This is a genomic window from Streptosporangium sp. NPDC006013 (assembly GCF_040614275.1).
Lineage (GTDB): Bacteria > Actinomycetota > Actinomycetes > Streptosporangiales > Streptosporangiaceae > Streptosporangium.
In genome coordinates, this window is sequence record NZ_JBEXUE010000547.1 from 1 (window position 1) to 6292 (window position 6292).

The window sequence follows — 6292 nt, forward strand, 5'->3', positions numbered from 1 at the left end:
TGATTGTGCTGATGCGGCTCGTCACCTGGTGTCCGCCGGTCGGGCGGATCCTGGGCGGGTGGCGATCTGGGGGGCCAGCGCCGGCGGGTACACCGTTTTACGGGCCTTGGCGATCACCGATGTGTTCGCGGTCGGGATCGCCAGGTCAGCCGTGGTTGACCCGGAGAGTTGGAGCGGTGCCGCACCGAAGTTCCAGGCCCGTCACGCGGAGCTTCTCCGCGGTGAACTCTCCGGTGGATCAGAAGCCGCGATTCGGCGTCCGCTGCTTCTGATCCACGGAGACGAGGATCGGGTAACTCCGCTGGAGCAGGCCAGGAGCCTCAATGCTCGTCTGGTCGTCATCCCCGGAGCGGGTCACACGCTGCGAAGACCTGCTGATGTCCGCCATGTTCTCCGCGTGGAATTGGAACACGTGCTTCTACCAGGAATCTGATCACAGCGCCGAAGCCAGAGGCAGTAGATCGGGGGCGTTTGCGGACAGCCAGGCCGCTAGCCATCGGGAGTCCTCGACGCTTCCCTCCGCCTGGGTGTCGATCAACCTGCGCAGGATCATGAGCGGCAGCAAGGCATCGAGTGCCTCCTGGTCGACCGCGTCGGTGCCGTCCCCTTTTAACAGTCGTCGTGGATGAGCGCTATGTGGCAGGTCGACGGCGAGGTACTGAGGCGATCATAAGTATTGAGATTTTCCGGAAATTCCCCTGGTCCGTATGCCGCTTCAGCAGGGGGACGACTCGTCTTCCGGTCTTCTTGAAATTTACATAACTTATGATCGACTCAGTATGGGGAAAATTATTGACGGATGATTGACTCCAACGGATTTACCGCGAATATGGAGTACTCGATACCGTCAAGCATGCATGCATTGGGAATATTGAGACCGGGAGGAGTCGATTGACTCCAGTCGGCGTACCCGCCCGCGATCTTCAGCGTATCGCCGTCGGTGACGACGCCACTTCCAAGGGCGTCAACAGTGATCCTCCTGCAGGAATTTTCGGGTCAGAAAATATCTTGTGGAGCAACTTCTTGTCGAGGCCGAGCGCAGCGACAAGAATGTAGGCGGCGAGACGGGGCGGGATGGCGTTGCCGATTTGTTGTGCGACATCCCGGCCGCGCCACCGATAGTCAGCGGGGAAAGTTTGCAGCTGCCCAGATTCCTCAGGGGTAAAGCGAGGAGGGTCAGCAGGGCGGCCATCCGGCGTCTCCACTCGATTGCGGGAGATTTTTCCTGTCACCGTGAAAGCTGGTTCGGCCGAAGTGCGCTGACCGCGGTTCTTTGGGTCTCCGCCGGTGCCGTAATTGGAGACGACGACGAATGGCTCTGGGCGGGCGAGCACGTCCTTCATCGCTACCCAGGGGGACAATCCCTCGGGCCCCTCTTCTCTCGACACATTCTTGCGATACGGGCGATGCGTCGGTTCAGGGAGCAACGCTTCACCTTCCAGGCGGGCGATGAGTACTGCTCGACGACGCGTCTGCGGGACTCCGAATTCCTCTGCGCGCAGTACGTCACACGCGGCGTTGTAACCTTCCTTCTCCAGAATCGTCTTCATGGCTTGCCATACAGGGAGGACAGCAGGTACCTGCTCCAAGACGATCGCATCGTAGGGGTTGCCGTCGTCTATCGCCTGAAGCGCCCACTTCAGCGGCTCCAAGACCAAGCCCGTGCGGTCGTCGCCGTTATGATCGGCTGCTAGCTTCTCCAGATCGGTCCCTACATCCAAGCGGAGCGCCATACGTTCCGCGAAGTCCAGAACATCGTCCAATGCGCGACGACCGGCGCCCGAGCCTGCAACGGTGTACGTCTGACAGGGGGGACCGCCCGCCAATACAGTGGCATCGCTAAAGTCTGAGGGCTTAAAATTGCGCACGTCGTCGTGTCGCGTCTCGAGCTTCTCCGCGTCACGCGTCTTGCACGCACTTGTGTCCAGCTCGATGCCGACCGTCGGCACATCGAGCCATCGTGCTGCTACGTCCAACCCTCCAGGACCGGCGAACAGATCAACGATCTTAGGGGGGCGGCGCACGTACTCTCCTGTCGGTTGAGGTGGATACCAGGGGACGGCTGAGACGTCCATCCGCCTGTGAGTCACCCGTGATGGCGGCAAGCTTACTCTCTGATCATGACAGTCTCCTGGGCGAGCGATGCTGTACGCAGGCCAGGGGCTGAGCAGCGGCGTAACAGGAGATCTTGCTCAAGCAGCTCGACGCCGACAAGATCCCAATGTCCCGATTTTGTCGGATTGGGTCGGTACTCTCGTGCTCTCGCGACAGAGGAGGGCATGTGGGCGACACCCAAAGAATCTTCAGAGCCGTGGAGATCTGCGCTGGCGCTGGTGGGCAGGCGCTTGGGTTGGAACGCGCGGGCTTCGAGCACGGCCTGCTGATAGAACTTGACGACAACGCCGTTGCGACGCTCCGATTGAACCGCCCTGACTGGAAGGTGGTGGCGGGGGACGTGGCAGATGAAGGCGTATGGAATCCCAACGACTATGCGGGGAGCGTTGACCTCCTGGCTGGCGGGGTGCCGTGTCCACCCTTTAGTGTCGCTGGACAGCAGCGCGGGGCCACCGACGAGCGTGATCTCTTCGCTTGGGCGGTCGAGCAGGTTGGGGTCATCCGACCTCGCGCCCTCCTGCTGGAGAACGTCCGTGGTCTGAGTCAGCCCAGATTCGCGGGGTACCGGCAGCATGTCCTTGACCGCTTGAGTGAGTTCGGATACGGAGCAGAGTGGCGAGTCGTGAACGCCAGAGACTATGGCGTGCCGCAGCTCCGGCCCAGGTTCATACTCGTCGCGATGCAGCCAGAAGACCTCACGTACTTCCATTGGCCTGCACCTGTTGCTTCCCCTCACACCGTCGGGCAAGTCCTGCTTCCTTTGATGTCCGCTAACGGCTGGGAAGAGGCTGAGGCGTGGGCGAGCAGGGCCAATGACATCGCGCCGACCCTCGTTGGGGGTTCGAAGAAGCACGGTGGTGCCGACCTGGGGCCGACACGAGCCAAAGCCAAGTGGGCAGAGATGGGTGTGAACGGGTGGGCCTTGGCCGATGCGGCTCCCATCAGGGGTGAGATTTTCGAAATCGGGCCCAAGCTGACGTGCGAGATGGTAGCTCGTTTGCAAGGATGGGACGAGGAGGAGTTTCGTTGGCATTTCAGCGGCAAGAAGACCGCCCGCTACCGCCAAATCGGCAATGCTTTCCCGCCTCCAGTGGCAAAAGCTCTGGGCGTGGCCGTTGCAGCCGCTCTGAACCACGCGACCATGCCTCGTGAATGTGGCCCACAATCGGAACATGACCCCATCTACCGCGCTCTCCGAAAAGGAGGGGATTTCATGACCCTCGATCAGATCGTCAGGGCAATCAAGTCACCGCTGAAGACCGACGAACTGGAACGCCATATCGATTCGCTCGGGAAGGACTTCGAACTCGAAGTGCGAGACGGAGAACCGATTGCTTATAAGATCGGATCTATCAGGGCTTTCCGAGGGGAAGCTGGTCATGTCCGGAACGAACAGTTCAAGAAGGAGATAAGAAGAATCAGCTGATTGATCTAGCGGACGGCGATGTGCCGATGTCTGCGAGCCGGGCCGACCTACGCTCATTCAACAAGATTTTCTAGCCCTGCACGCCATGCCGGAGAGGGAAGGCGATCGAACATATTGCGGCTTCGAATGATCAAGTGGGCAAGGCGGTGACAATGCTCAACAGACGGCGCCCCTATCGCAAGATGCCCCTCTTCCTCGGAGTAGAGACAACACCCTGTTTCGAGGACGAATTGTGAAATCAGCGCTGCGCGATCCGCATCGAGAATTACCCCGACATGGGGATGCTGTTGTAGGTGCAGGGAGCCAGGCGCCCGTCCTCGACACGCAGTATAAGTCGTACCGCCAGCTGCGACGATCGCCATCACCAAGGCGGCTACGCCAAGGTCTATTCCTCCGATGTGCCAGGCGAAACTGTCGTCTTCGTTCTCGTAGGCGTCGTTTACGACCGTTTCAAGTGTCTCCTCGAATCCTTCAGCGTCATGGGCTTGGTAAGCTCGATCAAGTGCATCACGTTCGATCTCAAGAGCGCCTTCAGCTTCGTCCCAAGTCACATCGTAAAGAGGGGCGTAGTCGCGGTTCCAGCCAGGCCCGGGGTAGCTGGCGACATCTTCTGCAGAGGTCTTTCCCAGATACTCTGGGTTGTAGTCGACATAGCATTCGACGTTGAATTCAGGTATCACGCCACTACTCTGTCAGATTGACTCGGCTTCTGTTCCGCAGAAGGAACCCGGCAGAGCGCCAGCTCTGGGCCAGGTGTTGGGGAAGCTTGGACTCTGTCTGGCAAGCGATGTCCGTGCTCGGGCATGAGAGGGCGGCGTGTCGATCGCTGCGAGCGCTTAGCGCAGAGGTTTCAGGATCAACCCGGTTCACTCGTCCTCTAGTCTGCAGAGATCCTGTTTGGTGTCCTCCTGCTTCTCCCCGGCGACCATGCGCTTGACGAAGTGCAGTACCTCATCGAGTGCCTTACGGCTGGCCCTCCGCTGGGCGACGGTGAAGGTCTGGCGCAGTCGTCCTCCCGCGGGTACCTCTGCCTTGAAGAGCGCGAAGGTCCGTTGAGATGTACGTCGCCTTCGACGCGGTAAGCCCCGCAGCCCGGCGGGTCCGGCAAGCTGAGGCATCCCGTTCCGCACCCACCGTGGGAATACCGAGCTTCTCGGTCGTCATGTCGAACCCACCGGGACCGGCGAACAAGACAACGATCTTGCTAGGGAGAACCTGATCCAGGAGGTGTGTCACGTAGGCAGACACCGCTACAGTTTCTGTGGTCGATAGTCCTGGCGACCATGGCTGATCGGTGATCGATCAGTGTATCGGCGGGCACAGAAAGTATCATATCTGTTGCCGAAGGTGACGTCCTAGGCGGCGTGACTCCATGGAAGGTCGCGCGAAGTAGCTTGTTGTGGTTCGGGTGTCAGAGTTGCTGATGGGATATAACGTTTTCCTGTGGCCTTGATGCCTTCTCCTAGTTCGGTCGGTGTGTCGGCGCGGATGAGCAAGCAGCGCCGCAGGGACACCGCGCCGGAGATGACCCTGCGGAAACTTCTGCACGCCCGCGGTCTGCGATACCGGGTGGCGTGGCCGATACCCGGAATGAAGCGTCGTTCGGTTGACATCGCTTTCACCCGCGCGAAGGTCGCAGTGTTCGTGGATGGATGCTTTTGGCACTCATGCCCCGAGCACGCCACACGCCCGGCCGCCAACGACAAGTGGTGGTCGGAGAAGCTGGCGAAGAACACGGCGCGAGACATCACGACGAACGAGCATCTGCGTCAGGCTGGATGGCGGGTCCTCCGTATCTGGGAGCACGAGGATCCATCCGAGGCGGTCGATCGCATCGTCGAGGAGGTCATGAGGTCGTGGGCTGAGCGCTGACTTGGCCCACCCTTGATGTACGACCGCTGCGATCGCCCTGGGCTGTGATCCACCTGCCCCTATACGTCAGGGTTGGAGTCTGTGGACGACCTGGATCGAACCGTCGCCAGGCGCGTGACGGTCTCGTTCGTCAATGTACGGCAAAGGTCTTGGATCTGCTGGTCAGTGAGGGCCCGTACATCCAGGAACGCCAGGTACCTGCGTAGTCGTGCCGTGACATCACGAATCACCGGTCTACGAGGGGAGTTGGCGGCGAGGTCGATGACCGCCTGGGCCATCTCCCGTACCAATCGAGGATCACCTCCGATACTGCGGCGTTCCAGGAGCTGGTTGAGGTCACTCTCACTGAGTGCGGCCAGGACGTGCTCGTGGCCGGCGAAGACCACAGCCTGCCACCACAACCGTGCCCAGGTGTGCCGGGTGAGGTCGGTGGCGATCCATCGTTCTTTGTTACCCGGTCCGAAGCGCCACATGGTCACATGAGGAAGGACCACGAGAGAGAGAAAAGACCAGAGGTCCCGGTTGCCGGCTTCCGCCCACGACAGGTCCAATTGGCCGCGGATTACTTTCGCTGCCTCCCGGTCGAAGGAGATCCGCGCGTCGTTGCTGGCCGGCTGTGGGTAACCGTACTCCTTGGCCGTCGTCGAGACCGTTTCAATCAACTCTCGTACGCGTTTCGGCGCGACACGACCGCCGACGGGTGACCAGGTCTGTTCCGGGTGACTCTCCCGTGGAGCAGGAGGTCGTCCGGCGGTGACCTCGGCGTACAGGGTTGTGCCCACCACGGAGGGGAGATGGGGCCACAATTCACTCACTGGAAAATCCGCCCCCTGCCGAGGTTCCTCACTGCGCCGGAGATCTGAGTCCTGAACTCCGCGA

The 6292-nt window shown here is 60.6% G+C and carries 6 protein-coding genes; 3 read left to right on the plus strand and 3 right to left on the minus strand.

Annotated elements, in window-relative coordinates; translation table 11 throughout:
- Positions 1 to 433 (plus strand): prolyl oligopeptidase family serine peptidase (locus ABZ260_RS44485; protein WP_355630138.1); only part of this gene is annotated, 433 nt, incomplete at its 5' end.
- A gap of 490 nt (positions 434 to 923) precedes the next feature.
- Here the strand turns inward: ABZ260_RS44485 and ABZ260_RS44490 are convergent.
- Positions 924 to 2024 carry a DNA cytosine methyltransferase gene (locus ABZ260_RS44490; RefSeq protein WP_355630140.1) on the minus strand — a complete coding sequence of 367 codons (1101 nt, stop codon included), beginning with the start codon at positions 2022 to 2024 and terminating at the stop codon, positions 924 to 926.
- 257 nt (positions 2025 to 2281) lie between these two features.
- Between ABZ260_RS44490 and dcm the strand changes: the two genes are divergently transcribed.
- The gene (gene dcm, locus ABZ260_RS44495) at positions 2282 to 3541 is read left to right on the plus strand and encodes a DNA (cytosine-5-)-methyltransferase (RefSeq protein WP_355630143.1); all 1260 of its coding nucleotides are present in this window, start codon (positions 2282 to 2284) and stop codon (positions 3539 to 3541) included.
- Positions 3542 to 3594: 53 nt separating this feature from the next.
- Here dcm and ABZ260_RS44500 read toward each other — a convergent pair whose 3' ends face one another.
- Positions 3595 to 4221 (minus strand): hypothetical protein, encoded by a 627-nt coding sequence (locus ABZ260_RS44500; protein WP_355630146.1) that lies wholly within the window; start codon positions 4219 to 4221, stop codon positions 3595 to 3597.
- Positions 4222 to 5029: 808 nt separating this feature from the next.
- On the opposite strand from ABZ260_RS44500, the gene ABZ260_RS44505 reads away from it, so the two are divergent.
- A complete protein-coding gene (locus tag ABZ260_RS44505; RefSeq protein WP_355630149.1) occupies positions 5030 to 5413 on the plus strand; it encodes a very short patch repair endonuclease in 384 nt (127 codons plus the stop codon).
- Positions 5414 to 5472: 59 nt separating this feature from the next.
- Here ABZ260_RS44505 and ABZ260_RS44510 read toward each other — a convergent pair whose 3' ends face one another.
- Entirely contained in the window at positions 5473 to 6228 is a 756-nt protein-coding gene (locus ABZ260_RS44510; protein WP_355630152.1) for a DUF6339 family protein, read from the minus strand.
- Positions 6229 to 6292 lie beyond the last annotated feature (64 nt).